Source organism: Paenarthrobacter sp. NPDC058040, assembly GCF_042885775.1.
Lineage (GTDB): Bacteria > Actinomycetota > Actinomycetes > Actinomycetales > Micrococcaceae > Arthrobacter.
Genome location: NZ_JBHVRN010000008.1, coordinates 254918 through 276675 on the forward strand (window position 1 = coordinate 254918; position 21758 = coordinate 276675).

Consider the following 21758-nt stretch of genomic DNA (forward strand, 5'->3'; position numbering starts at 1 on the left):
AAGCGCAGGGCACATCGCCCGTCACCCGTCTTCCTCTGGCTGCATTGGCCCGGATTCGTGCTGCCCTGCGTCGGTTCGCTGAATTGACACGCCGCAGCGCCGCGGCGGGAAGGACAGAGCAATGAAGACAGCGTCGGATCCCCGCACGGGGGACAGCCCAACCACCGGACGCCGCGTGGAGGGAAAGGTGGCAATCGTCACCGGCGGCAGGGGAGACCTGGGCGGTGCGACCGTCCGTTTGCTTGCCGCCCACGGGGCAAAGGTTGCCAGCCTCGACCGGGCGGGAACGCCGGCTTCCACCGGCCACCCCGCTGTGCGGGAATACGACGTGGACGTCACCGCGGCAGAAAGCGTTGCCGGGATCGTGGAACGCATCACGGCTGAGCTCGGCGCACCGGACATCCTGGTGAATGCGGCGGGCATCATCGGACCATCGGGAGCCAGCCACACAGCCTCCGAGGACGACTTCACCCTTCTCTTCGACATCAATGTCAAAGGTGTGTGGCTGATGACCAAGCACGTCGTCCCGGCGATGATGGGCAGGAACAACGGCAGCATCATCAATTTCTCGTCGATCCATGGCCTGACCGGCGGCCGCAACGTGCCGCTTTACCATGCCACGAAAGGCGCCGTCCGCCTCCTCAGCAAAGCTGACGCGGCTACCTACGGACCCCACGGCATCCGCGTCAATTCCATCCATCCGGGCTCGATGAATACCCGGATGAGCCGGCGGTCAGCCGAACAGTCGGACATCGGCCCTGAGGCCTACTACAAGCAACTCGTCGGCGGGAATCCAGTGCCCCGCCAGGGCGAGCCTGACGAAATCGCCTATGGCGTCCTGTACCTCGCGTCCGACGAATCCCGCTTCACCACCGGCGCGGAGCTGGTGATCGACGGCGGGTACACGGCCGTCTAGCCGCAACCGGCACAACCCCCCAACCTGAAAGGCAAGCCATGAAGTACCTGAACGGTACCCCCAAAAGCACCTACGACGTCGTTATTGCCGGCTCGGGCGCCGGCGCCCTGACCGCTGCCGTCACGGCGGCCCGCGCCGGGAAGTCCGTCGTTGTCCTCGAAAAGACAGAATTGCTGGGCGGCACCTCCGCCGTCTCCGGCGGCATGCTGTGGGTGGCGGACAACCACCATGCCCGCGACGCGGGCCTCAGCGACTCCTTGGAGGCAGCCGGGCAGTACGTCCGGGCCGTCGCCCGGGGCCGGGGCCGGGACGAGCTCCTGGACGCCGCACTGGCCTACGGCGATTCGATGCTGCGTTTCACGGAGGATGAATGCGGCGTGCGTTTACTCTTCCTGGACAACTTTCCCGACTACCGCCAGGATCTGCCCGGCGCCGTGGCAGGAGGGCGAACCGTGGAGCCTGGCCTGTTCAATATCCGCGAAGCACTCGGCGACCTGGCCGCCCATGTCCGGTCTGACGGCCGGGCACCTTTCACGATGCAGGAATACGAGGAGTGGGGCGCATTCACCAAGTTTCCTTGGGAGGAGCTCAAGGACCGCCAGGACGAAGGATTGGCAGCCAAGGGCCATGCCCTTGTAGCGATGCTGTTGGCCAGCCTGGTCCGCGACGGCGCGGCGCTGGTCACTGGCGCCCGCGCCCACCGGTTGGTGCTCGACGGCGGTCGCGTAGTGGGGCTGGAACTCGCCACGGGAGAAACGATCCGGGCCAGGGACGGAGTGGTCCTTGCCACCGGTGGATTCGAGTGGGACAAAGCCCTGGCGGACTCGCTCCTGGCCTCACGCCTCTACACCATGTGCTCACCGCCCTCGAACACAGGTGACGGACTCAAAATGGCCCAACGTATCGGTGCGCAGACCCGCGGAACCCGCGAGGCCTGGTGGGCGCCGATGGCCATCACCGGCGACACCCGCGACGGCAAGCCGATTGGGACGCTCCTCCGTTTTGAGCGTCAAGGACCGGGGTCCCTCATGGTCAACCGCCATGGCCGGAGGTTCGCCAACGAATCCCAGAACTACAACGACCTCGCACGTTGCCTGCAATCGTGGGACTCGCCCAACAACCAGACGCTCAACACCCCGGCGCACGTAGTGTTCGACCACAGTTACCTGGAGCGGTACGGCATCCTGGCCCACCGGGCGGGCCTGGCGACGCCGGAGTACCTCATCGAGGCCCCCACGCTGGAGCAGCTCGCTGCAAAAATTGGTGTTCCGGCTATCAACCTCGTCGCCACGGTGGAGCGCTTCAACAGTTTCGCCGTCAAGGGAGAAGACCCTGATTTTGGGCGGGGGCAGAGCGCCTACGACCGCTATTGGGGAGATGACCACAGCCCCTGGCCCAACCCGTCCCTCGGGCCCCTGCAGTACGGCCCCTACTATGCGCTTGAGGTGGTCAACGGAGCCTTCGGCAGCAACGGCGGTGTCGCAACAGACGGCTTGGCCCGCGTCCTGGATGTCGACGGGCGGCCCATCCCTGGCCTGTTCGCGGCCGGCAACACGGCGGAGAATGCCTACGCTGCCGGGTATCCCGGTGCAGGAGCCACGTTGGGACCGATCATGACCATGGGCTACCTGGCCGGACGCACCCTTGCCGGGCAGCCCGCCGAGTACGCCGGCGCCAGGGCCGGAGCCGTGGCATGATCCGGCATGCCGTCCTGTTCAAATTCAAGCCCGGCTTTCCCGAAGCCGACAAAGCGGCATGGATCGAGGGTCTGGACCGGATGCAGGGCGCCATCCCGGGCCTCCTGCGCCTCACCCATGGCCCCGACGTGCTGCAACAGGAGCGATCCTTCCACTACGCCATTGTGGCCGACTTCGCCACGGTTGAAGACCTCGCGGTGTACGACACGCACCCTTGCCACGAGCCCTTGAAGAAGTTCTCGTTCCCCAACAGCGAGCAGATCATCGCGGTTGATTTCCACCTCTAAGCACGGCCGGACAACTCAGTACGGCCGGACAACGTTGTCCCAAGGAGAATCCCATGCAAAGCACCAACACGCAGCCAGCCATGCTGCGCAAGACACCCAGGAAGGCAGCCCTCGCCTCCTTCCTGGGCAGCACGCTTGAGTACTACGACTTCTTCATCTACGGTTCAGCGGCCGCCTTGGTCTTCGGGCCGCTGTTCTTCCCATCCGACGATCCTGCCGCCGGCTTGGCAGGAGCGTTCGCAACCTTCGGGGTCGCCTACATCGCCCGCCCGGTCGGCGGACTGGTCATGGGCCATTTCGGCGACAAACTGGGCAGGAAGAAGATCCTGCTGATCACCCTAGGCGTCATGGGGCTGGCATCACTGGGAATCGGCTTCCTGCCGGGCTACGAACAAATAGGTGTCTGGGCTCCGATCCTGCTGGTGGTCGGCCGGCTGGCGCAGGGTTTCTCTGCCGGAGCGGAATCAGCCGGCGCCTCGACCCTGACCCTGGAGCATTCTCCTGAAGGGCGCCGTGGCTTCTTCACGAGCTTCGTCATGACCGGTTATGCCTCCGGCATGGTCCTGGCCACCCTGGTCTTCATTCCGGTGGCGGCCCTGCCGGTCGAGGCCTTGATGAGCTGGGGCTGGCGAATTCCGTTCTGGCTGTCCGTGGTTGTTCTTGCCATTGCATATTGGGTGAGGACCCATCTGGACGAGACTCCTGTGTTCGAGGAAGCCAAAGAGCAGCGGACGGTCGCCCGGATGCCACTTCGGGAGGTCCTGCGGTTCCAATCCCCGGACGTGCTCCGCGTCATCGGGATGTCCATCATGTCCGTCATGCAGACCATCTTTACGGTCTTCGGCCTGGCCTATGCCACCGGTTCGGCTGGCTTCGACAAGGCGTCCATCCTCACGGTCAACGCGGTGGCCATTGGCCTGTCCATGTTCGTGATGCCGTTCGTCGCCAAGTTGTCGGACGCTGTGGGACGGCGGCCCTTGCTTTTGACGGCCGCCGTCGGCTGCTCAGTCACGATCTTCGCGTATTTCGCGGCGCTGGCCAGCGGAAGCATCGTGCTGGTTTTCCTTGCGGCGTTCGTCAACATGACCCTGTTGTACTCCTGCTTCAACGGAATCTGGCCCGCCTATTTTGCCGAGTTGTTCGCAGCACCGGTCCGCTATTCCGGGATGGCGCTGGGTAATCAACTGGGCCTGGTGGTGGCGGGATTCGGCCCCTTGATCGCCGGCCTCCTACTGGGCAAAGGACAGGACGGCTGGCTGCCAGTGGCGTGTTTCGCGGCCCTGTGCATGGCAATCGCGGCCGTCTCGGCCTTGTTCTCCCGTGAGACGGCCAAGACGCCCATTGCAGACTTGGGCGAGCCCTACCTCCGTGGCATTGCAGCCCGTGAGCGGGCGGCTACCGGACGCCCCGAGGTGCCGTTAGTCCCACGGCCGTGAGTCCCAGGGACTGGCGGACGAACTGCGCGCTGGGACCAGCGAGGGCTTCCACAATACGGGCGAAGAGTGCTGATGCTTCGGCTCCTGGCCAGTCGACGGGTAGAAAGGCAGCGGGAAGACCGGGATCGAGATACGGGATGATCCGCCAGCGGTCGATGCTGCGGACGTAGCCGGCGAACGCTTCGGCCGTGGGTTCCACGGCCGAAGCTTCCGTGGCCGGAGCAACTGCACCGTGCTCGCGAAGGAAATCCCGGTGCAGTCCCGCCACGGCGTCGAGGTCCCACCATGCGGCGGCAGCGTCCTTGAGGCTGCCGCCCACCAACGGAGCCTGGCTGACGAAGAGGGTGGCCATGTCCCGCAATTCAAGATCCGCAAGGATTTCCTCCACTTCGCCACGCAGCGTATCCGGGCAGATCCACAAGCCTGCGGCCACGGTCCCGCAACCGATCCAGTGCAGCCTGCGGCGCAACTGGTGCCGTTTTTCGCGTTCGGTCTCCGGAATGGAAAAGGAAACCAAGCACCATGGATCGGCCGGGTCCATGGTGCGGGGCGTGAAGATCCGGCGGTCACCGCGTGCCAACATCGCGGCGGCCCCCGGTGTGAGGGTGACGCCGGGAGAGCCGTCACGGACTTCCTGCTGGAGGACGTCCTTCTTGCGCAACCTCCCCAGGGCTGTCCTGGTGACCGTCCCGGACGTTCCCAGGGCTTCCATGAGCAGCACGATGTCCTTGGTGGACATCCAGCCGCCGGCTTCCCGGAGGTAGAGGCCGATCACGGTGCGCAGCAGTGACGGAGTACTCCCGGGGCGGGAGTCCATGTCGTCGAGGACGGCGCTCACTGGAGTTCTGTGAGGACGTCACGGATGGCCAGGACGCCCAGTTCCACCTCGGCGAAGCTGGTGCTGAGCGGGGACAGACCGATCCGGAGTCCGTGCGGTGGGCGGAAGTCCGGGATGACGCCCCGCTCCCACAGCCTGGCTGTGACGTCGGCGAAGAGTGGGTGGTCCACGGTGATGTGCGAGCCACGGTCTGCCGCGTCCCTGGGGCTGACGATGTCCGCGCCGAGCGGTACCAGCAACTCGTCGGCGAGTTCGATCGCGTACTCCGTAAGCTTGATGGATTTCTCCCTGACCGCGTCCATGCCGACCGTCGCGATCAATTCCACCATGTCCTTAAGCGGCTGCATTGCAAGCACTGGAGGGGTGCCCGTGATGAACCTGCGGATGCCTTGGGCCGGTTGGTAGGCCTCAGTCATGCCGAAGGGATTGTCCGCGCCCATCCAGCCCCAAATCGGTTGCTGGAGGAGGTCCTGGCAAGCAGCGTTGACATAGGCGAAGGCGGGGGAGCCTGGACCGCCGTTGAGGTACTTGTAGGTGCAGCCGACGGCAAGGTCAACGTCCCAGGCATCCAGCTCCAGTGGTACGGAACCCACTGAGTGGCAGAGGTCCCACAGCATCAAGGCTCCCGCTTGGTGCACTTGGGCGGTGATCGCCTTGGCGTCCGCCAGGAACCCGGAGCGGTAGGCAACATGGCTGAGGACGACGACGGCGGTCCGCTCGCCGAGGAGGCCCTCGAGGTCGGCGGCGCGGACGCCGCTGGCCGGGTTGGGGGCGATCCACTTGATGGTGGCGCCGCGTTCCTTGGCGATGCCTTCGATGATGAAGCGGTCGGTGGGGAAGTTGTCCCGGTCGATGATGATTTCGTCCCGGCCGGGACGGGCATCCACCGCGGCGCGGATCAGTTTGTAGAGCATGACCGACGTCGAATCGCCCACCGTCACTTGCCCGGCGGCGGCCCCGAGGGTCACCTCGCCAATCCGGTCGCCGACGCGGGTGGGTTCGTCCATCCACTGCTCGTCCCAACCCCGGATCAAACGGCTGCCCCACGCGTCCTCAACGAACGACTGCAGGGAGGCCGAGGTCGCCTTGAGGGGCCTGCCCAGTGAGTTCCCATCCAAGTACGAGGTGAGTTGCCCGGCGTCGGGCGTGTAGAAGGCCTCGCGCTGGGTGGCGAGGGGATCGGCTGCGTCCAGTTCGGCGGATGTTGGCCGCTGCGTCTGCTGTGTAGTGGTCATGGTGTTGCTCCTGCGAAAGTGGGCGGAAGGTTTGTCAGTTGCCGATCTCGGTGCGGACGGCGTAGAGCTCGGGGAAGAACGTCAGGTCCAGTGCGCGCTTGAGGAAGTCGACGCCCGAAGAACCGCCGGTGCCTACTTTGAAGCCGATGGTGCGCTGGACGGTTCTGAGGTGGCGGAAGCGCCAGGCCTGGAAGTTGTCCTCGACGTCCACCAGGTCTTCGCAGGCTTCGTAGAGGCCCCAGGGTGTGTCGTCGGATTCGTAGATCATCTGGAAAACCGGGACCAGGTCCTTCCGGTAGGTCCACGGTTCGCTCGTGTCCCGTTCCAGGATGTCGGCGGGGATGTCGTATCCGGCGCGGGCGAGGACCCGGAGGAAGGAATCGTAGAGGGTCGGCTCGGCCAGGAGCGTGCTGAGCAGCGCGTGGGCCTCGGGATCGCTTTCGAAAACCCGGAGCATGCCCCGGTTCTTGTTGCCCAGCAGGAATTCCACTCCGCGGTATTGGTAGGACTGGAAACCGGAAGAACTGCCCAGGAAGCCACGGAACTGTGCGTATTCGCGCGGTGTGAGGGTGCCAAGCACCGACCATTGTTCGGTCATGGTGCGCTGGATGGCCTTCACCCGGGCGATGCACTTCAGGGCCTTGCCCAGGTTGTCCTGGTCGAACAGCCTGCGGGCTTCGAGCAGCTCGTGCAGGACCAGCTTGAGCCAGAGTTCACTGGTTTGGTGCTGGATGATGAACAACAGTTCATCGTGGTGTTCGGGCTGGCTCAAGGGGTGCTGGGAGCTGAGGAGCCGGTCCAGGTCCAGGTATCCGCCATAAGACATGGCATGCCGGAAATCTGTTCGAACGGAATCTTCGATGGGGCGGACGCTCTGGTGCGAGTGGCCGTTCGGCGACTCTGCCTGGGACTTTTCCATGGCTTAACAATATCATTCACATGACGCACGTCAAGGAAGTGATACCAAGCCCCATGTGGCGGGCTTTCTGCCACCCCCGCGCCGTACCGTACGCTGAACCTGAACCTTTGGGGAAGGGAGAACTGTTGATGTCGTCCATCGTGCCGGTGTCCATCTATCTGGATGTCGACGGCGTCGTGAACCCGTTCAGTCCCATGGGCGTCACCGATTGGGGTAGTGAGTGGCAGATTGCCGACGCCGGGATCCTGGACGTCGCGTACGCGCCCGAGCTCGTGGCCGAACTTAACGAGATCGCGGACCACCCCTTGGCCCGCTTCGTCTGGCTGACCACGTGGGAGCGCCTCGCCCCGGAATATTTATGCCCGGCCATAGGACTCAACGGTGGGCAGTGGCCCGTCCTTTCGAGCGAAGGCTGGGATGCGGGTCCGGAATGGTGGAAATTGACGGCCCTGCAGAAGGATCTCGCCACGGCCGGTGCGGGGCGTTTCATCTGGCTGGACGATCAGCTCGGCCAGGAATCGGAGGCGCAATCCTGGGCTGAGTACCAGGAGGATCGTGTGCTGTGCATCTCACCGGATCCCCGGCGAGGGCTTTCCCGCCGCGATCTGGTGGCGGTCCGGGCATTTCTGGGCTGAAGTAGCACCCGGATACGTTTGTCCCCTCGGTGGCTGGCACGTAGGATTCTTAAGGTTTCAAGCCCGCCACGAAGAATCCGGCAAGTCCAGTCAGTGAACAGTTGCTGAACTATGCTGTGCTTGGCAGGTATGGGGAAGTGAAACTGCTGAACGTCGACTCTGCAGATTGGGCAACAGGTGGAAATCACCTTCATGGTCGCGCTGGTAATAGCGTTGGCCCTCTTCTTTGACTTCACCAACGGGTTTCACGACACAGCCAATGCGATGGCCACGCCCATCGCCACGGGGGCGATCAAGCCCAAGACGGCGGTTGCCTTGGCGGCCGTCCTCAACCTGGTGGGTGCCTTCCTTTCCACGGAAGTGGCAAAAACCATTTCCGGCGGACTGATCCGCGAAGGCACCGACGGTATCCACATCACCCCGGACATCATCTTTGCCGGCCTTATGGGCGCCGTTCTGTGGAACATGATCACGTGGTTGAAGGGGCTGCCGTCCAGTTCTTCCCACGCGCTTTTTGGTGGGCTGATCGGCGCCGCGGTGGTGGGCATCGGGCTGCACTCCATCAACTTCGAAACAGTACTCCTGAAGGTCATCCTCCCGGCCATCTTCGCTCCGCTGATCGCCGGTGGCGTGGCCTATGTCTGCACCCGCCTCGCCTACGCCCTGACGTCCCGCCACGACCCGGAGACCGGTGACAAGCTCACCCAGAAGCGCGGTGGATTCAGGACCGGCCAGATCTTTACGTCCAGCCTCGTGGCTCTGGCCCACGGCACCAACGACGCCCAGAAGACCATGGGCATCATCACCTTGGTCCTCATTGCCGCCGGCAGCCAGGCTCCCGGATCCGGCCCCCAGTTCTGGGTGATCGCAGCTTGCGCCTTCGCGATTGCCATCGGCACGTATGCCGGCGGCTGGCGCATCATCCGCACCATGGGTTCGGGCCTTACCGAAGTGAAACCGGCGCAGGGCTTCTCCGCCGAAACGAGCACTGCCACGGCCATCCTGGCGTCCTCGCACCTGGGGTTCGCCCTGTCCACCACCCAGGTCGCCTCGGGTTCTGTGATCGGCTCCGGCCTGGGCCGTAAGGGCACCTCGGTCCGCTGGGGCACGGCTGGCAAGATCGCCCTCGGCTGGTTGTTCACGCTGCCCGCCTCGGCCATCGTTGGCGCCCTGACGGCATTGCTGGTCAACATCGGAGTGGTGGGCGTCGTCATCGCCGCGGTGGTGGGCACGGCGGCAGTGCTGTTCATGTTCGTCGTGTCCCGCCGGTCCCATGTTGGGCACCACAACGCCGTGGAAGTCGAAGAGGCCGGACACGCAGTGAGGTTCCGCAAGAAGAAGAAGGCCAAAGCCGCAACGAACAAGGATGTGCAGCGATGAAATGGTTGGAATTGCTGCAGGTTGCCGGAGTAACGCTCGTGGCAGCCGTAACTTTGGTGGTCATGTATTCCCTGGGTGTCCGCCTCACGGCCATCGCGGGTGACGCCCAGCAAAAATCACCGGCACTGTTCAAGTCCCTGGCCTACGCCTGCTTCGGATTTTGTGGCCTTGCCGTCCTCTTTGGGATCTACCTGATCGTCCCGTACTTCGGGAAGTAGCCTCCTCCGGCCGGGAAGCGGCCCTCTGGCAGTAAAGTCCATTCGGGAGAATAATCAGCAGTGAACTTACATCACTGCATGATGGTGATCCGGCAGATGTGGGGCTGTCATGAAGAGCCATTCCCTAAGCCACCTCGTCGGACTGGCCCTGGTGCCGGTCCTGACGCTGGGACTCTCTGCCTGTCTTCCGCCCACCAGCAATCCGGACAGCCCGTCGCCGAACCCGGCTCCCACGGCAACGGCGGCGCCGTCCGCGTCCCAGCCAACCGCCGTCGGACCGACTGCCCAGCAGCCCGCGGGGCCAGCAGGTCCGGCAGCGCCCCAAGCTGAAGCGCCCGTCGTCAGGTGGGTGCCGATAGGGCCTGTCGGTCCGAACGATCCGACCTCCGGCCAGCGCTACCTCCTGCTGCAGCAGTTCCAGTGCGATGCCCTCGCGCAGAACGTCGCCGGAGACCCCGATGCGGCCGTATGGCTGGCCGCGGCTGCCGTCTGCAAGGCCCTGCAAACCGGCAGCCAGCAGGACTGGCTGACCGCGTCCAACGCCGTGGCATCGACCCCGCGCGTACCGCAGACCCAGTGCTTGGAGTCAACGGTGGCTGCGACATCCGCAGCAGTCGTGGCACAGCACCGCGCCACGCCCGCCGTTCCCCTGAGGACGACGACGGCACCCGGGCAAGCATGTCCGCGGCACTTGAGCGGACTGACCGTCGTGGACGGGAACAAGGTCCCGGTTCCGGGCATGCTGCGTGCCTCCGGGCCCAGGAGCGGCGGGACCATCGTGCGGCTGGATGGCTACTACGTACGGGTGGGGGACATCCTGTTCGACGGGCAAGTGGTGTTTCCGGAAATCCTCCCCGATGGTGGCGACTATCTTCCGGTGTACCTCAAAATGCCTCCAGCGGCCGCCGGGCAGGATGCCGTCCATATCTCGATCACCGACACCGTGGACATCAGCGGAACGGTGACGTTCTACTACGACGATTCCGCCGCCACGCCATCCACGGGCAGCCCGACGCGGCCTACGGTGGAGCCCAGCACGCCGCCGGCCAGTCCGTCGGTGTCGCCATCGCCCACGGCCACGCCATGAGCGAGGGCCCGGTTCCTGACGCAGTACAGGCAGCCACCCCACAAGCGAATACGGCCACCACATCCGACACCGAGGAACGCAGCCTGATCAATACGCGCTGGCAGCGAACCTTGGATGTGCTGTCCGTCATCGGCCCGCCGCTCACCGTGGCGACGGCGCTGTTGGTCTACTTCGGCTGGGCGCGGACCGATGCGCAGGCCAAGGCCATGGGCCTGGATGTCAGCTTGTTCGGCTACACAGTGCAGGACTTCATCCTGCGCAGCATCCAGTCACTGTTCCAGCCCCTCGCGTGGCTGGTGGTGCTGGGGTTGCTGTGGCTAATGGTGGACCGTGCCGTCTCGCGTCTTTTGGATGCGGCCCGCTACAGGGTGCTTCTGCACCGCACCGCCTTGGTGGTTTTGGTTCTTGGTTTCGCGTATGCGGCGGTGATGTGGGTGGTGATAGTGGCCCAGCCGGACCGGACCCTGCTCTATGTCCCGTTCCTCATCGCGGCGGGCCTCATTGTGGGCGCGTGGGGGTTGAGTGTCCGGCGCCGCTCGGTGGCTCCGGGAATCCGTACCCTCCGCATCACGCCCAGGGCGCTGGAACGGTCGCTGGTCTTCGTACTGGTGACCTTGCTGCTGTTCTGGGGAACCTCGGACTACGCGCAGGCCTTGGGGCGGGGTGCCGCCGTCGACTACCAAGAGCGTTCCGCCTTGCTGCCCACGGCGGTTGTCTACAGCAAGGAACGCCTGGCCGTCACCGCACCCAATGTGCGCGAGGAATCGGCCGGGACGGAAACCGCACCGTTGTACCGGTACTCCGGCCTCCGCCTGTTGGTGGTCAGCGGTGGAAGGATCTTCCTGCTCAATGAGGGCTGGACGCTGGCGCAGGGGCGTGTGGTGGTGCTGCGCGACGACGGAAGCGTGCGGGTGGAGTACGGAAATGCCGGTTCCAGCTGATGCGCCGGGTCCACACTGACTAGTCGGTGCCTATTGGCTAGTCTGGGGCCATGCCCCTCTTCCAGTACTACGTTGCGTCCACCATTGACGGCTTCATCGCTTCCCCCGAGGACGATCTCGGGTGGCTGCTTCAATTCGATCGCGTGGAGGGCGTCAGCGGTAGCTACGAGTCCTTCTTCGCGGGCGTCGGAGCGATCGTGATGGGCGGCGCCACCTACCGCTGGCTCATGGAGCATGAGTCCGGGAAGTGGCCCTATCCGGACCATCCCTGCTGGGTGTTTACCCGCCACGAGTACCTTGCGCCAACTGGTGCCAACGTGACGTTTGTCCGGGGCGACGTGCGCGAATTCGCGCCGGACCTCGTGGCCGACGCCGCTGGCAAGAACGTTTGGCTGGTAGGCGGTGGTGACCTGGTGGCCCAATTCGCCGACGCCGGACTGCTGGACGAGATGATCGTCACCGTCATTCCGGTGGTGCTCGGTGCGGGGAAGCGGTTGTTGCCGCTTAAGGGCCCGACGGCGCCCCTTGAGTTGGTCTCGTCGCGCATCCTTGGAGGCGCGGCGGCCGAGCTCCATTACCGGATGCCCCGAAAGGGCGCTTAGTCCGCTGGTGCTCCGACGCGCTGGGGGCGGTTGTCCCGGATCATGTTGGTGATCCGGGCGGTCGAAAGCCGGCGCCCCTTCTCGTCGGTGATGACGATTTCGTGCGTGGCAAGGGTTCCACCGAGGTGGACGGCGGTGCACGTGCCCGTCACGGTGCCGGAAGCAATGGAACGGTGATGGGTGGCGCCCACTTCGATTCCCACCGCGTGACGGCCCCGTCCGGCGTGCAGGGATGCGGCAAAGGAGCCAAGGGTTTCGGCCAGGACCACGTGTGCTCCACCGTGCAGGATGCCTGCTACCTGGGTGTTTCCCTCCACAGGCATCGTAGCTACCGTGCGCTCGGCGCTGAGTTCGGTGAACCGGATGCCCATTTTGACCACGAGGGAACCCACGCCGTGGGCCGAAAGCCAACCATGGAATTCCTCAGGGATGCCTGCCTGGTTCAGTTCGTCCACAAACTGGTTCGGCGTGAAATTGTCCATCATGCCAACTAGGCTGGCACCTGTGAGTGAAACAACCAAACCGGACCAGGTTCCAACGGCCCAGGCTGCTGCCGTCGCAACGGCACCAGCACCCTCTTCCGCAGCAACAACTTCCATCACGGGGGAGGAGCGGCCGCGGCTGCTGGTCCTGGACGGCCACTCCATGGCGTTCCGTGCCTTCTACGCACTTCCCGCAGAGAACTTCTCTACGGCCCGCGGCCAGTTCACCAACGCCGTCCACGGTTTTACGTCCATGCTGATCAACCTGATCAAGGACCAGAAGCCCACCCACGTTGCCGTGGCTTTCGACGTCTCGGACGACACCACTTTCCGCAAGGCCGAGTACAGCGAGTACAAAGGCGGCCGGAACGCGACGCCCGCCGAGTTCCAGGGACAGATCGGACTTATCGCCCGGGTGATGGAAGCCTGGGGCATCAAGACAATCGCGCTGCCGGGCTACGAAGCGGACGACATCCTCGCCACCTTGGCTGCCCAGGCCGACGCCGAAGGGTTCGAGGTCCTCCTGGTCTCCGGCGACCGGGACTCCTTCCAGCTCATCAATGACAACGTGTTCGTCCTCTACCCCAAGCAGGGCGTGAGCAACATTCCCAAACTTGATGCTGCCGCGATCGAGGAGAAGTACTTCGTCAAGCCTGCGTTCTATTCGGACCTCGCAGCGCTCGTGGGCGAAACCGCGGATAACCTGCCCGGTGTCCCGGGCGTGGGTCCCAAGACGGCAGCCAAGTGGATCAACCTTTATGGCGGCCTCGAAGGCATCCTGGAGAACCTGGACTCCATCGGCGGCAAGGTCGGCGGAGCACTCAAGGAAAACGTCGAGAACGTCAAGCGCAACCGGCGGCTCAACCAGCTGCTGACGGACCTGGAACTTCCGGTCTCCCTCGCCGACCTCCACGAACCCCGGCCGGACCGCCAGGCGGTCGAGGACCTGTTTGAAGAGCTCGAATTCCGCACGCTCCGCACGCGCCTGTTCGACCTCTATGGGGACGACACTGCCGGGGCTGCACCGGACACCATTGACGCCCCGGAATTTGCCACGTTGTCCGACGCTGCCGGTCTGGAGGCATTCTTCGCGGCCGGTTCGGGCACGCGTTCCGCTGTCACCGTCCAGTTTGTTCCAGGACGCATCGGCGAAGACGCTGCCGCCGTTGCCGTGGTCCGGAACAACGGAGCCGCCTTCATCGAACTCACCGGCCTGGATGCCGCAGCGGAATCAGTGCTGGCCACCTGGCTCAAGGACCCCGAGGAAGCCAAGATCCTCCACGAGTTCAAGTCCGCCCTCAAGGCCCTGCACAACCGCGGCCTGGGCCTCGAAGGCGTCGTGGACGACACCTCGATCTCGGGATACCTGATCCAACCGGACCGGCGCAGCTATGACCTCGCTGAACTGGCCCAAGTGCACCTCAAGATCACCTTGGGCGTGGCCGCAGCCCCCTCGGGACAACTTGAACTGGACCTCGCCGGTGGCAGTGACCAAGCTGCCGCTGCGGCACTTGTCCAGCAGGCCGCCGTCGTGCACGCCCTCAGCAAGCACTTCGAAAAGGAACTTGCCGAGCGCAAGGCCGATGCCCTCCTGACCACGCTGGAACTTCCCGTGGCCCGCGTCCTTGCCCAGATGGAACTGACCGGCATCTACGTGTCCATGGACCGGATGAACGAGCAGCTCGCGGACCTGACCAAGGTGATCGAGAATGCGCAGGAACAGGCGTTTGCCGCGATCGGCCATGAGGTCAACCTTGGTTCACCCAAGCAGTTGCAGACCGTCCTGTTCGAAGAACTCGGCTTGCCGAAGACCAAGAAGATCAAGTCCGGTTACACCACCGATGCCGCCTCGCTGAAGGCGCTGCTGGAGAAGACCGGGCATGAATTCCTGGTGCAGCTCATGGCGCACCGCGAGTCGTCCAAGCTCGCCCAGATGGTGGAAACGCTCAAGAAGTCCGTGGCGGAGGATGGCCGGATCCACACCACCTACGCCCAGAACATCGCGGCCACCGGACGTATCTCCTCGAACAACCCGAACCTGCAGAACATCCCGGTCCGCAGCGAGGAAGGCCGCCGCGTGCGCGGCATCTTCGTGGTCAGCGAAGGGTACGAATGCCTGTTGTCTGCCGACTACTCGCAGATCGAAATGCGCATCATGGCGCACCTTTCCGGTGACGAGGCCTTGATCCAGGCCTACCGCGACGGCGAAGACCTGCACCGCTTTGTCGGTTCGCGGATCTTCAACGTCGAACCCGGGGAAGTCACCAGCGCGATGCGGTCCAAGGTCAAGGCCATGTCCTACGGCCTCGCCTACGGCCTGACTTCCTTCGGTCTCTCCAAGCAGCTGGAGATCTCCGTCGACGAGGCCCGCACGCTCATGAAGGACTACTTCGATCGCTTCGGCGGCGTGCGGGACTACCTGCGCGGGGTAGTGGACCAAGCCCGCGTTGACGGCTACACCGCCACCATCGAAGGCCGTCGCCGCTACCTTCCGGACCTGACCAGTACCAACCGGCAGGCCCGCGAGGCAGCCGAACGCATCGCGCTGAACTCGCCGATCCAGGGTTCGGCCGCGGACATCATCAAGCGGGCCATGCTCGGTGTGGCGGCCGAATTGGCCGGCCAAGGCCTGAAGTCGCGCCTGTTGCTGCAGGTCCATGACGAACTTGTCCTGGAAGTGGCCCCCGGCGAACGCGAGGCGGTGGAGAAATTGGTCGCTGAACAAATGGGTGCGGCAGCGGACCTGTCCGTTCCCCTTGATGTCCAGATCGGCGTCGGCTCAAGCTGGCACGAGGCAGGGCACTAATCCCTTCGGATGACACCGGGAGGGCGCGCCGCCGCGATGGTGGCGCGCCCTCCTGCCGCTGGCTAGGCTCGGGACCGTGGCTGATCCCAATGAAACGAACCAGGCAAAGTACACCGTCCAGCGATTCCCCGCCGCGGGCCAAGACAACCCTGACTACGCCCGCAGTGCGGCTTGGATCCACGCAGTCTCCCACGGCTTCCACCAGCACCGGCGCAATGATGACTTCGTTGCCAAGACACTGGCCTCCTATGCCATCGACCAGCGCGAGCTGACGGGTGTGTACGTTGCCGGCGACGTACCACGGCACTCGATGGGTGCCGACGTTCCTGTGGCCACGTACGGCACCATGCGCAAGCCACTCAACATCGGCTTCGGCCGCGAGCTTGAGGCCAACCTCGTCACAGCGGTCACCGTCCGGGGCACCCACCGGCGCCGGGGCATCCTGCGGGGCATGATCACTGCGGACCTTGAAGGGGCCAAGGATGACGGACTGGCCATCGCGGCTCTCACCGCCTCGGAAGGCACCATCTACGGACGCTTCGGCTTTGGCGTAGCCACCTTCGAACGGAGCATCAAGGTGGACACCGGGCCCCGGTTCAGCGTTCGCGGCATGATGACCGGAACCGTGGAAGTGGCTGATCCGGCCGTCCTCCTGGACATCGCCCCCCGGATCTTCGAACGCGTCCAGCGTGCCACCCCCGGTTCCATTGGGCGCCAGGAGTACTACCGCCTCTTGGCATCGGGATCGATCGGCCATGACGGGCAGCCGGACCTCGCCGTGCGCAGCGCACTGCACTATGACGCCAAGGGAACCCCGGACGGGTACGTCTCGTACCGTTTCAAGGGGTGGGACGCCAAGCCCTTCACCATGGAAATCGTGGATCTGGTGGCCGGCAACGATGCCGCCTACCTTGATCTGTGGCGCTTCCTGGGCAGCATCGACCTCATCGACCTGGTCACCTGGAACGAAGCCCCGGTGGACGACCCCTTGGCCTGGGCGTTGACGGATCCCCGCTGCATTGATTCCTCCGACGTCCGGGACATGCTGTGGCTCAGGATCCTCGATGTCCCTGCCGCTTTGGTGGCCCGGCAATACCCCGTAACAAGCACACTGGTTCTCCAGGTTTCGGATACCCTCGGCTTGGCGGGCGGGACATGGGAAATCGCGTCCGACGCCGGCACAGCCACGGTGCGGGAAGTCACCGGCGCGGACCCGGACCTCAGCCTGGACATCTCAGACCTGGCCTCGATCTACCTCGGCGCGGACCCGGACCTCAGCCTGGACATCTCAGACCTGGCCTCGATCTACCTCGGCGCTGTGTCGCCCGTGACCCTCGCTGCGGCGGGCCGGATCCACGAGCACAAACCAGGGGCAGCCTTTGCGGCCCGGCAGTTGTTTGCCGTCGAGCGTCCTGCGCATTGCCTGACGCACTTCTAGCTTCACCCAACGCTTCACAACTACATAGCCAGTAACAAAAGAAGGACATCCATGGGGGATTCCACAAGGCGGTCTTTGGCCGGCCGTCGATCAGTGCTGCTCGGAATGGTGGGCCTCGCGTCCACCGCCCTGGCCGCATGCACCACCAATGGCAACGGGACTGCGACATCCACGGCTTCAGTGCTCGTGGAGGCGGGGCCGGCTACGCCACCGCCGGCCATCGCCGAACTGTCCAGGGAAGAGGAAGCGGCGGCCCTGGCGCTCCGGAAGGCTGCTCCGGGTGGGACCGCGGGCCTCGACGCCAACAGCGGGGAAGCGGCAGGCGGCGTGGACGCTGGCAGGGGAACACCGCCGTCGAACGCTTCTTTGCCGCCAAGCCGGCAGCAGATCCTGGCCGAATTCGGTACGTTACGCCCCAAGGAATGGGGACTGCACGTGACGGGCGTGGTGGACAGTTCACCGGGGCGGCACGTAGCCCTCACCTTCGATGCCTGCGGTGGTCCGGGCGGAGCAGGCTGTGACCAGAAGCTCCTGAATACGCTGCGGAGCCTCAAGGTACCGGCCACGCTTTTCGTCAACAGCCGCTGGATTTCGGCGAACCCATCGCTGGCAGCAGACCTGGCCGCCGAACCGTTGTTCGAGCTCGCCAACCATGGAACCAGGCACCTGCCGCTGTCCGTCAGCGGACGCGCGGCCTATGGCATTCCCGGCACAGCCAGCGCCGGTGACGCCTATGACGAGTTGACGGGCAACCAGGCCGTCCTGCACTCACTGACGGGGAAGTGGCCCCGGTTCTTCCGGCCGGGAACGGCGTATTACGACGACGTCGCTGCGGCCATGACGCGGAGGCTCGGCATGCTGCCGGTCAACTTCACCATCAATGGCGACGGCGGGGCCACCTACGCGCCTCCGACAGTCGCCGCTGAGGTAGGCAAGGCCAAGGCCGGAGACATCGTGATCTCGCATTTCAACCGGCCGGCTTCCGGGACCGCCGAAGGCTACGCCAAGGTGCTGCCCCGCCTGCTGGACGGCGGAGTGACGTTTGCCCAGCTGGGGCAGGTTCTTCCGGCCTAGCGCCGTGCCGGTGGCGGCGAGGGTGCTCTTTTGACCCTGCTTTGCAGAATCGACTACAATAAACGGGCGTGTACTACGTGCGCGCGTCCATTTTGTAATAATCCACAAATCAGGATGACCCGGCATTTCGCCGTGTTCTGCCGTCCGGACCCGGGCGGCAGCGGTTTGCCTGACCGACATACTATCCACAACGGAGCCCCTACTACATGACCATCACCTCCACCGAGAAGCCCGGTACCCCCGTAGTCGCGATCAACGACATTGGTACCGCTGAGGACTTCCTCGCAGCTGTCGACGCCACCATCAAGTACTTCAACGACGGAGACCTCGTCGAAGGTACCGTCGTCAAGGTCGACCGCGACGAAGTTCTGCTCGACATCGGTTACAAGACCGAAGGTGTCATCCCTTCCCGCGAGCTTTCCATCAAGCACGACGTTGACCCCGGCGAAGTTGTCGCCGTTGGCGATCAGGTCGAAGCCCTGGTTCTCACCAAGGAAGACAAAGAAGGCCGTCTGATCCTCTCCAAGAAGCGTGCTCAGTACGAGCGTGCCTGGGGCGACATCGAGAAGGTCAAGGAAGAAGACGGCGTCGTTACCGGTACCGTCATCGAGGTTGTCAAGGGTGGCCTCATCCTGGACATCGGACTGCGCGGCTTCCTGCCCGCCTCCCTCGTCGAGATGCGTCGCGTCCGCGACCTCGCTCCGTACATCGGTCAGCAGATCGAAGCCAAGATCATCGAGCTGGACAAGAACCGCAACAACGTTGTGCTGTCCCGCCGTGCATGGCTCGAGCAGACCCAGTCCGAGGTTCGCTCCACGTTCCTCAACAAGCTGGAAAAGGGCCAGGTCCGTCCCGGCGTCGTTTCCTCCATCGTCAACTTCGGTGCCTTCGTGGACCTTGGCGGCGTAGACGGCCTCGTCCACGTTTCCGAGCTGTCCTGGAAGCACATCGACCACCCGTCCGAGGTTGTCGAGGTTGGCCAGGAAGTCACCGTCGAGGTCCTCGAAGTGGATCTGGACCGCGAGCGTGTCTCCCTGTCGCTCAAGGCTACGCAGGAAGACCCGTGGCAGACCTTCGCCCGCACCCACGCCCTCGGCCAGGTTGTTCCGGGTAAGGTCACCAAGCTCGTTCCGTTCGGTGCGTTCGTTCGCGTCGAAGACGGCATCGAAGGCCTCGTGCACATCTCCGAGCTGGCTGTCCGCCACGTGGAGCTCGCCGAGCAGGTTGTCTCCGTTGGCGACGAACTGTTCGTCAAGGTCATCGACATCGACCTCGAGCGTCGCCGCATCTCCCTCTCCCTCAAGCAGGCCAACGAGGGCGTTGACGCAGACAGCACCGAGTTCGATCCCGCTCTGTACGGCATGGCCGCTGAGTACGACGATGAGGGCAACTACAAGTACCCTGAGGGCTTCGACCCCGAGTCGAACGAATGGCTCGAGGGCTACGAAGCACAGCGTGCCGCTTGGGAGCAGCAGTACGCTGACGCCCAGGCACGTTGGGAATCCCACAAGAAGCAGGTTGCACAGCACGCTGCTGACGACGCCGCTGCGGCAACGTCCGGCGAAGGTGACTCCGGCGCTACCAGCTACTCCTCGGAGCCGGCTGCTGCTGAGTCCAACGCGGGCACCCTGGCTTCCGACGAAGCCCTCGCCGCACTGCGCGAGAAGCTCACCGGCAACTAATTCCGCCGCCCTGACGGGTTGGGCTGAATAGCCAACAAAGGACCCCCACCGTTTTCGGTGGGGGTCCTTTTGCGCTGTACTGCCGGTTTCGTCGGACTAGAGGGGAACGTCAATCCATTCAGTGCCCTGCGGTTTCAACTCGGACATCCCTGCAGTCAGCGACGCTACCCGGGCCTGGGCGTCTTCGATCGCCGGCGCTTCGTCAGGGAGCGCCACCCGAAGGACCGCTTCCTTTGCCCCATAAAGCGTGTCCGCCATGACGAACCCGCTGTTCCGGAGTTCGTTCTCCAGCCGTCCCGCATCGGCGTGCGGAACCGCCAGGTCGCACAGCCGCAAGCGCTTCCGCCGCACCAGCGATGCCAACTCCAGGGCTGAAGACACCGACTCGGAATAGGCGCGCACCAGGCCGCCGGCACCAAGCAGGACGCCGCCGAAATAGCGCACGACGACGGCGCTCACGTCGCTGAGGTCGGTCACCCCGGGTGCCGTCTCGCGTTTGGTCAAGGCCTCGAGCATCGGAATTCCCGCAGTGCCGGAGGGTTCGCCGTCGTCGGAGGAACGCTGGATCATCCGGTCCGGCCCGATGACGAAGGCTGAGCAGTGGTGGCGCGCATCGTGGAACTCACGCCGCAGCCCTGCGACAAGTTCCCGGGCGGACTCCTCGTCAGGGGACCGATGGAGGACGGTAATGAAGCGTGAGCGGCGGATCTCCAGTTCGTTGCGGAAATCGGACCCGGCTGCGAGTGTCGTGTAGCTGGTCGCGCGGCTTTCGTCCTCATTTTGCACCGCTTCAGTCTAGTGTGGAGGGGTGCTGAAGATTGGGCTGACGGGCGGCATTGCCTCGGGAAAATCGTTGGTGGCTGCCCGACTCCGTGAACTGGGGGCCACCCTCATTGATGCCGATGTCCTGGCGCGGCAGTTGGTGGAGCCGGGCACTCCTGGACTTGCCCAGGTAGTGGCTGCCTTCGGAGAGGGGATTCTTGCCGCGGACGGCAGCCTGGATCGACCCGCCCTGGGCGCCATCGTCTTCCAGGACCCGTCCGCACGGGAAGTGCTCAATGGCATCGTCCACCCGCTGGTCCGCGCCTCGGCTGCGGCGACACTCGCTACGGCCGGGCCCGGGGAAGTCGTCGTCCAGGATATTCCGCTGCTCGTGGAGACCGGCCAGGCGAGCAGCTTCCACCTGGTCATCGTCGTGGACGCCCCGGATGACGTGCGGATACAGCGCATGGTGGAATTGCGGGGGATGACGTCGCAGGATGCACGTTCCCGGATGGCAGCGCAGGCCACGCGGGCTGACAGGATCGCGGCGGCGGACGTCGTCCTGGATAACTCAGGGAGCCAGGCTGAACTGGTGTCCCGGGTCGACGTCCTCTGGAATGGGAGGCTGGTGCCCTTCGCCGGGAACCTCAAGCTGAACCGACGCGCCCTGCGGGGAACCGGCCCGGTACTGTCGGAATCCCGGACGGAGTGGCCTTCGGATGCCGCACGCCTTATGTCCCGCATCGTGGCAGCAATCCCTGCCGGGGCTCTCTCGTTGGATCACGTCGGCTCCACTTCGGTCCCGGGCCTGGCCGCGAAGGATGTCCTTGATCTTCAACTCGGCGTGAAGGACCTGGATGTCGCTGACCGCGTTGCCCCCTTGCTGGCCTCCGCCGGATTCCCGGCGGTTCCGCACGTCACGAGCGATTCCCCCAAGCCCTCCGATCCAGATCCCTCGGGTTGGCAGAAGCGGTTCCACGCCAACGCCGACCCCGGCCGCGCCGTGAACCTCCATGTCCGCGTCGCTGGATCGCCCGGGTGGCGCTATGCCCTGATGTTCCGGGACTGGTTGCGCGCCGATGCCGAGGCCCGGGAAGCCTACGAGTCGCACAAGCGGGACTTGGCTGCGAGGTTCGCCGAAGACCAGGGCACCTCCGGGTACGCCGACGCCAAGGAGCCGTGGTTCACCGACGTTGCCTGGCCCCGCATGGAGGCGTGGGCGGAGCGCACGGGGTGGGTGCCGCCGTCGTACCCTTCCGTTTCTGCGGTTCCTGGTTCACCTGTGGCGGAAGGACCGGATTCCGGCCCTTCGTAAGCCCGGTC

Annotated in this window: 20 protein-coding genes; 15 read left to right on the forward strand and 5 right to left on the reverse strand. The window is 64.7% G+C overall.

Features of this window, described 5'->3' with window-relative positions; translation table 11 throughout:
• Positions 1-121 precede the first annotated feature (121 nt).
• From ACFVSJ_RS13480 to ACFVSJ_RS13495, 4 genes are read left to right on the forward strand one after another with little or no spacing between them, the layout of a single operon-like run.
• On the forward strand, positions 122-916 hold the full coding sequence (locus ACFVSJ_RS13480; protein ID WP_387437297.1) for an SDR family NAD(P)-dependent oxidoreductase: 795 nt from the start codon (positions 122-124) through the stop codon (positions 914-916).
• A gap of 38 nt (positions 917-954) precedes the next feature.
• Positions 955-2613, forward strand: a complete 1659-nt coding sequence (locus ACFVSJ_RS13485; RefSeq protein WP_387437298.1) for an FAD-dependent oxidoreductase — start codon at positions 955-957, stop codon at positions 2611-2613.
• Complete coding sequence (locus ACFVSJ_RS13490) at positions 2610-2900, forward strand: Dabb family protein (protein ID WP_387437299.1); 291 nt, start codon at positions 2610-2612, stop codon at positions 2898-2900. Before ACFVSJ_RS13485 ends, ACFVSJ_RS13490 begins: the two co-directional genes overlap by 4 nt.
• Before the next feature lie 53 nt (positions 2901-2953).
• On the forward strand, positions 2954-4336 hold the full coding sequence (locus ACFVSJ_RS13495; protein WP_387437300.1) for an MFS transporter: 1383 nt from the start codon (positions 2954-2956) through the stop codon (positions 4334-4336).
• Here the strand turns inward: ACFVSJ_RS13495 and ACFVSJ_RS13500 are convergent.
• The 3 genes from ACFVSJ_RS13500 to kynA are packed head-to-tail and all read right to left on the reverse strand — an operon-like array spanning position 4296 to position 7328.
• Complete coding sequence (locus ACFVSJ_RS13500) at positions 4296-5174, reverse strand: PaaX family transcriptional regulator C-terminal domain-containing protein (RefSeq protein WP_387437301.1); 879 nt, start codon at positions 5172-5174, stop codon at positions 4296-4298. The two genes, ACFVSJ_RS13495 and ACFVSJ_RS13500, sit on opposite strands and share 41 nt — an antisense overlap.
• A complete protein-coding gene (gene kynU / locus ACFVSJ_RS13505) occupies positions 5171-6409 on the reverse strand; it encodes a kynureninase (RefSeq protein WP_387437302.1) in 1239 nt (412 codons plus the stop codon). The genes ACFVSJ_RS13500 and kynU overlap by 4 nt, the downstream gene beginning before the upstream one ends.
• Positions 6410-6443: 34 nt before the next feature.
• The gene (kynA, locus tag ACFVSJ_RS13510; RefSeq protein WP_387437303.1) at positions 6444-7328 is read right to left on the reverse strand and encodes a tryptophan 2,3-dioxygenase; all 885 of its coding nucleotides are present in this window, start codon (positions 7326-7328) and stop codon (positions 6444-6446) included.
• A gap of 128 nt (positions 7329-7456) precedes the next feature.
• Here kynA and ACFVSJ_RS13515 point away from each other — a divergent pair, with 128 nt between their 5' ends.
• The 6 genes from ACFVSJ_RS13515 to ACFVSJ_RS13540 all read left to right on the forward strand — a co-directional run bounded on the left by ACFVSJ_RS13515 (position 7457) and on the right by ACFVSJ_RS13540 (position 12191).
• Positions 7457-7963, forward strand: a complete 507-nt coding sequence (locus ACFVSJ_RS13515) for an HAD domain-containing protein (RefSeq protein WP_387437304.1) — start codon at positions 7457-7459, stop codon at positions 7961-7963.
• A gap of 177 nt (positions 7964-8140) precedes the next feature.
• Positions 8141-9343 (forward strand): anion permease, encoded by a 1203-nt coding sequence (locus tag ACFVSJ_RS13520; protein WP_387437305.1) that lies wholly within the window; start codon positions 8141-8143, stop codon positions 9341-9343.
• Positions 9340-9561, forward strand: coding sequence for a hypothetical protein (locus ACFVSJ_RS13525; RefSeq protein WP_387437306.1), 222 nt, complete (start codon positions 9340-9342; stop codon positions 9559-9561). Before ACFVSJ_RS13520 ends, ACFVSJ_RS13525 begins: the two co-directional genes overlap by 4 nt.
• Before the next feature lie 109 nt (positions 9562-9670).
• The gene (locus tag ACFVSJ_RS13530; RefSeq protein ID WP_387437308.1) at positions 9671-10648 is read left to right on the forward strand and encodes a hypothetical protein; all 978 of its coding nucleotides are present in this window, start codon (positions 9671-9673) and stop codon (positions 10646-10648) included.
• A complete protein-coding gene (locus tag ACFVSJ_RS13535) occupies positions 10645-11589 on the forward strand; it encodes a hypothetical protein (protein WP_387437309.1) in 945 nt (314 codons plus the stop codon). The genes ACFVSJ_RS13530 and ACFVSJ_RS13535 overlap by 4 nt, the downstream gene beginning before the upstream one ends.
• Before the next feature lie 50 nt (positions 11590-11639).
• Complete coding sequence (locus ACFVSJ_RS13540) at positions 11640-12191, forward strand: dihydrofolate reductase family protein (protein WP_387437310.1); 552 nt, start codon at positions 11640-11642, stop codon at positions 12189-12191.
• Here ACFVSJ_RS13540 and ACFVSJ_RS13545 read toward each other — a convergent pair.
• Positions 12188-12676 carry a hotdog fold thioesterase gene (locus ACFVSJ_RS13545; protein WP_387437312.1) on the reverse strand — a complete coding sequence of 163 codons (489 nt, stop codon included), beginning with the start codon at positions 12674-12676 and terminating at the stop codon, positions 12188-12190. The genes ACFVSJ_RS13540 and ACFVSJ_RS13545 overlap by 4 nt on opposite strands.
• A gap of 160 nt (positions 12677-12836) precedes the next feature.
• Between ACFVSJ_RS13545 and polA the strand changes: the two genes are divergently transcribed.
• The 4 genes from polA (at position 12837) to rpsA (ending at position 19673) form a co-directional block, all read left to right on the forward strand.
• The gene (gene polA / locus ACFVSJ_RS13550; protein WP_387437357.1) at positions 12837-15479 is read left to right on the forward strand and encodes a DNA polymerase I; all 2643 of its coding nucleotides are present in this window, start codon (positions 12837-12839) and stop codon (positions 15477-15479) included.
• Positions 15480-15555: 76 nt separating this feature from the next.
• Positions 15556-16917 carry a GNAT family N-acetyltransferase gene (locus tag ACFVSJ_RS13555; RefSeq protein WP_387437313.1) on the forward strand — a complete coding sequence of 454 codons (1362 nt, stop codon included), beginning with the start codon at positions 15556-15558 and terminating at the stop codon, positions 16915-16917.
• Positions 16918-16968: 51 nt separating this feature from the next.
• Positions 16969-17991, forward strand: coding sequence for a polysaccharide deacetylase family protein (locus ACFVSJ_RS13560; RefSeq protein WP_387437314.1), 1023 nt, complete (start codon positions 16969-16971; stop codon positions 17989-17991).
• A 206-nt stretch (positions 17992-18197) separates the two neighbouring features.
• Positions 18198-19673 (forward strand): 30S ribosomal protein S1, encoded by a 1476-nt coding sequence (gene rpsA / locus ACFVSJ_RS13565; RefSeq protein WP_387437316.1) that lies wholly within the window; start codon positions 18198-18200, stop codon positions 19671-19673.
• Between the two features lie 96 nt (positions 19674-19769).
• Here rpsA and ACFVSJ_RS13570 read toward each other — a convergent pair whose 3' ends face one another.
• The gene (locus ACFVSJ_RS13570) at positions 19770-20459 is read right to left on the reverse strand and encodes an IMPACT family protein (RefSeq protein WP_387437317.1); all 690 of its coding nucleotides are present in this window, start codon (positions 20457-20459) and stop codon (positions 19770-19772) included.
• 22 nt (positions 20460-20481) lie between these two features.
• On the opposite strand from ACFVSJ_RS13570, the gene coaE reads away from it, so the two are divergent.
• Positions 20482-21750 carry a dephospho-CoA kinase gene (coaE, locus tag ACFVSJ_RS13575; RefSeq protein WP_387437318.1) on the forward strand — a complete coding sequence of 423 codons (1269 nt, stop codon included), beginning with the start codon at positions 20482-20484 and terminating at the stop codon, positions 21748-21750.
• The last annotated feature ends 8 nt before the right edge of the window (positions 21751-21758 follow it).

Bases quoted from the DNA above. Each gene is read 5' to 3' on its own strand.
- ACFVSJ_RS13545 (WP_387437312.1), bottom strand. From the start codon at position 12,676: ATGATGGACAATTTCACGCCGAACCAGTTTGTGGACGAACTGAACCAG.
- ACFVSJ_RS13490 (WP_387437299.1), top strand. From the start codon at position 2,610: ATGATCCGGCATGCCGTCCTGTTCAAATTCAAGCCCGGCTTTCCCGAA.
- ACFVSJ_RS13535 (WP_387437309.1), top strand. From the start codon at position 10,645: ATGAGCGAGGGCCCGGTTCCTGACGCAGTACAGGCAGCCACCCCACAA.
- ACFVSJ_RS13540 (WP_387437310.1), top strand. From the start codon at position 11,640: ATGCCCCTCTTCCAGTACTACGTTGCGTCCACCATTGACGGCTTCATC.
- rpsA (WP_387437316.1), top strand. From the start codon at position 18,198: ATGACCATCACCTCCACCGAGAAGCCCGGTACCCCCGTAGTCGCGATC.
- kynA (WP_387437303.1), bottom strand. From the start codon at position 7,328: ATGGAAAAGTCCCAGGCAGAGTCGCCGAACGGCCACTCGCACCAGAGC.
- ACFVSJ_RS13560 (WP_387437314.1), top strand. From the start codon at position 16,969: ATGGGGGATTCCACAAGGCGGTCTTTGGCCGGCCGTCGATCAGTGCTG.
- ACFVSJ_RS13485 (WP_387437298.1), top strand. From the start codon at position 955: ATGAAGTACCTGAACGGTACCCCCAAAAGCACCTACGACGTCGTTATT.
- ACFVSJ_RS13515 (WP_387437304.1), top strand. From the start codon at position 7,457: ATGTCGTCCATCGTGCCGGTGTCCATCTATCTGGATGTCGACGGCGTC.
- kynU (WP_387437302.1), bottom strand. From the start codon at position 6,409: ATGACCACTACACAGCAGACGCAGCGGCCAACATCCGCCGAACTGGAC.
- polA (WP_387437357.1), top strand. From the start codon at position 12,837: ATGGCGTTCCGTGCCTTCTACGCACTTCCCGCAGAGAACTTCTCTACG.
- ACFVSJ_RS13525 (WP_387437306.1), top strand. From the start codon at position 9,340: ATGAAATGGTTGGAATTGCTGCAGGTTGCCGGAGTAACGCTCGTGGCA.
- ACFVSJ_RS13480 (WP_387437297.1), top strand. From the start codon at position 122: ATGAAGACAGCGTCGGATCCCCGCACGGGGGACAGCCCAACCACCGGA.
- ACFVSJ_RS13495 (WP_387437300.1), top strand. From the start codon at position 2,954: ATGCAAAGCACCAACACGCAGCCAGCCATGCTGCGCAAGACACCCAGG.
- ACFVSJ_RS13530 (WP_387437308.1), top strand. From the start codon at position 9,671: ATGAAGAGCCATTCCCTAAGCCACCTCGTCGGACTGGCCCTGGTGCCG.